General features: G+C 74.2%; 1 protein-coding gene. It reads right to left on the bottom strand.

Translation table 11 applies throughout. The features are described 5' to 3' along the window. On the bottom strand, window positions 1-1,478 hold a 1,478-nt coding region (locus ACYVE9_RS26505; protein ID WP_461030432.1), incomplete at both ends, for a condensation domain-containing protein.

The following is a 1,478-nucleotide window of genomic DNA, read 5'->3' as shown; positions in this document are numbered from 1 at the left end:
GCGGCCGTGTCGGGTGCGGGCAGTTCGGGCGCGGGCAGTGAGCCGAGCGGCAGGTCGGGGTCGGTCGCGGCGGCGCCCAGCAGGGTACGCAGCCCGGCGGCGAGGCGCTGCGCGGTGTCCGCGTCGAACAGGTCGGTGCTGTACTCGACATGGCAGCGCAGCCCGTCGGGGGCGCCGTCGGCCGTCCGGTGCTCGACCACGTCGAAGAACAGGTCGAACTTGGCCGTACCCGTGGCGGTGGGGCGCAGCGCGGCGCGGTTGCCGCCGAGCCGCAGCTCCGCCTCGGAGTTGTTCTGCAACGCCAGCATCACCTGGAAGAGCGGATGCCGGCCCGGGACGCGTACCGGGTTGGTCTCCTCCACCAGCAGGTCGAAGGGGAGGTCCTGGTGGTCGAAGGCCGCCAGGTCGAAGTCCCTTACGCGTGCCAGCAGTTCCCGGAAATGCGGGTCACCCGAGGTGTCGGTGCGCAGCACCAGGCTGTTGGCCATGAGGCCCACCAGGTCGTCCAGCGCGTCGTCGCCGCGACCGGCCACCGGCGTGCCGACGGCGATGTCGGTGCCCGCACCGCAGCGAGTGAGCAGTGCGGCGACGGCACTCTGGAGCACCATGAAGAGGCTGGCGCCGCCCTCCTCGGCCAGCCCGAGCAGCGCACGGTGGTGGGCGGCGTCCACCTCGACCGCCAGTCCGCCACCGCTGCGGCCCGCGGCAGACGGCCTGGGCCGGGCGAAGGGCAGCACCGACTCCTCCGGCAGTCCCGCCAGCGCCTGTTTCCAGAAGGAGAGTTGCCGCCCGAACAGGCCGTCCTCCCGGTCGCCGTCCTGGTCACCTGCCTGACCGCCGTCCGGGCCTTCGTCCTCGTCGCCGTCCCGGCCGTCGGGCGCCAGCAGTGCGTGTTGCCACAGCGTGTAGTCGACGTACTGGACCGGCAACTCCGCCCAGCGCGGCGGTCGGCCCGCGTACCGGGCCGCGTACGCGGTGGAGAGGTCGTCGGCGAGCGGGCGCAGCGACCAGCCGTCGACCGCGCTGTGGTGGGCGACCAGGACCAGGGTGCGCGGACCGGCCGGCGGGCCGTAGAGGCCCGCCCAGAGCGGCAGGTCGCGCGTCAGGTCGAAGGGGCGGCGGGAGGCGGCGGCGACGTGCGCGGACACCTCCTGCGGGGGACAGTCGACCACCCGCAGTTCCGGCCGCACGGTCCCCGGCGCCCGGACGTCCTGGCGCGGCACGCCGTCGACCGCGGGCAGCAGGGTACGCAGACTCTCGTGCCGGTCGGTGACGTCCGCCAGTGCCGCCCGCAGCGCCTGCTCGTCGACCTGTTGTTCCAGCGGCACGACCAGCGGAATGTTGTAGGTGGCCGCGGCGGTGTCCAGCTGGTTGAGGAACCAGATGCTGCGCTGGGTGAAGGAGAGCGGCACCGGGTCGGGCCGTTCGGCGCGGACGAGCGCCGGGCGTCGCGGCGCGTCCCCTGCCGTGTCGGGCAG

It is taken from the genome of Streptomyces sparsus (assembly GCF_054776295.1).
This window is presented reverse-complemented; position numbering and strand designations above follow the sequence as displayed.